Genomic DNA, 1843 nt, shown 5'->3' with positions numbered 1-1843 from the left:
CACCACCTGATCCATCTCGATCAGGAACAATTCCTTACGGGTTTGCTTGCGCTTGCCGGCGTACTCGGCGTCGGCGAAGGTCATCTGCTTCATGGGAAAGCTCGGGCGAGTGAAGTCGACGAATTTTGCCAAATCAGGAAGTCTTTTTCAGAGTTTCCTTAGCTGCCGACCTCAGGCTAGGAAAAACTTATCTCTTTTGCATTCTGCTCATAGAGGTGCTTCTGACGAAGCGCCGCAACTTGAATTACTGCTGGAATGGTAACGCGATAGGCGGGCCCTGCGACATCAATCGCTGTCCAGAGACCGGTAATAACCCAGCCAATCGGCCCAGTAAGAATAGCCATGGTTCGAGTTAGCGCCGCATTACCTGCAAAGGTAAGCCCCCGACCAATCAAAGCTCTAGAGATAGCATTGACGACAATGAGGGTCAGCTGATAGGACTTAAACCCACCCATGCGAAAAACAGCTTGGAATACACCGACCATTGCTTCTGCCGTGATCCCACTTGTGTTCTTTACTCCAGTCGCCTCGGCCAGCTCCCGGAGTTCTTCGGGGCTCATCTTTTCAAGTGCATCTTCGAGAATCTTCATCAGAAGATTTCCTTCGATCTTCTCCACGCTCGAGCTCTTGTTGTAGTTGACTTTCATCTTATCGCAGACATCCATCAAGACCTCCTTATACTCAACCCCCTTGCCGCCGCGAAACACGGTCATGAAAGTGTTTGCGCCGAAGCACTGAATTTCAGCCGCAATCATTTCCCAGTATTTTTGGTGGTCTGGATAGTGTTTTTTGTACAGCTCATTCATTGTCAGCTCTTCTGTGAGTCTCACGTCTCCATCTTTGTCATGAGTGAGGCAGTAGACAAGATCATTGAGATCTTGAGATTCCATTTGACCAAGAAACTCAAGATCAGCGTCGTCACGATAAGCCATATTTCTTTTCCTCTGTTAATACGATAATGGATGATAAAACAGCTAACGTTTGGTTAAGGGGCCGGCTTTAGCCGGTCCCGAGTGAGCGAAGCGAACGACTTGAACCAGTTGTTAGACGCTGCTTGCACGATAGTTTCGAGTTCATCACTGCGCTAGGACATTGAAGCTGGATATTTGGTTTTCTATTAGTTTGTAGTTTGGTTCGCCGATGAGTACAGTGTGCTCTAAGCTAATTATCAGGGTTGCGGATGTGCGGTACACAATGTACTGCGCCCGCGAAACCTTAAAGCCCTTAGAGTTGTAATATATGCTTTCAGTCCGAACTGCAGGAGTGCCTTTGAATGTGCCTGTGCCGGACTGCGATGAAATTAGCCTGATCCCAGAAGCTCTCATGATTTCATTTTGTCTTTTGGAGAGCTCTTCTCCTAGAGTGTTAATGTCTGAAACTGTCAGGCCATCAAATTCTTCTTTTGTTAGCTCTGGAGGCCCGACCATAACTCTTGTTAGGAATGCTTCATTGCTATTTTCTTTGTAGATCATGAAAGGGGTGGCGATATCCTTTAGATCTACATCGAGCTCTACTTTGGCCGTGTTAGCGATTTTGCTCGCTTGCCTCATTAGCTCGGTCGCATGAGGGCTAGATACAACGCGCCAATCTCCTGGGGCGGATATTTCATAAAGCCCGTCGAATCTATAATTTTCAGCGTGTGTGATGGCTGGGCATGAGATCAATATGGCTATTGCTATGAGTAATTTTCTCAATTTTTTATCTCTTGATGATCTTAAAGTTCGCTCAGTGCGATTTCTTTGCAGTGTCTAAGGAAACTCTGAAAAAGACTTCCTGATTTGGTAAAATCCGCCGACTTCACCCGCAGAGCTTTCCGATGAAGCAGATGACCTTCGCCGACGCC

General features: G+C 47.1%; 2 protein-coding genes. Both read right to left on the bottom strand.

The genetic code is table 11. The features are described 5' to 3' along the window. Positions 1-176: 176 nt before the first annotated feature. On the bottom strand, positions 177-932 hold the full coding sequence (locus tag H165_RS0118040; RefSeq protein ID WP_017940316.1) for a YaaW family protein: 756 nt from the start codon (positions 930-932) through the stop codon (positions 177-179). Between the two features lie 144 nt (positions 933-1076). Then, complete coding sequence (locus tag H165_RS19705; RefSeq protein ID WP_155943648.1) at positions 1077-1694, bottom strand: hypothetical protein; 618 nt, start codon at positions 1692-1694, stop codon at positions 1077-1079. Between the last annotated feature and the right edge of the window lie 149 nt (positions 1695-1843).

The organism is Pseudomonas thermotolerans DSM 14292 (assembly GCF_000364625.1).
Taxonomy (GTDB): Bacteria; Pseudomonadota; Gammaproteobacteria; order Pseudomonadales; family Pseudomonadaceae; genus Aquipseudomonas; species Aquipseudomonas thermotolerans.
Note: the sequence above shows the minus strand (reverse complement) of the source record. Positions and strands in the feature narration are given on the sequence as shown.

Coding starts and splice junctions, on each gene's coding strand:
- H165_RS0118040 (WP_017940316.1), bottom strand. CDS start 932: ATGGCTTATCGTGACGACGCTGATCTTGAGTTTCTTGGTCAAATGGAA.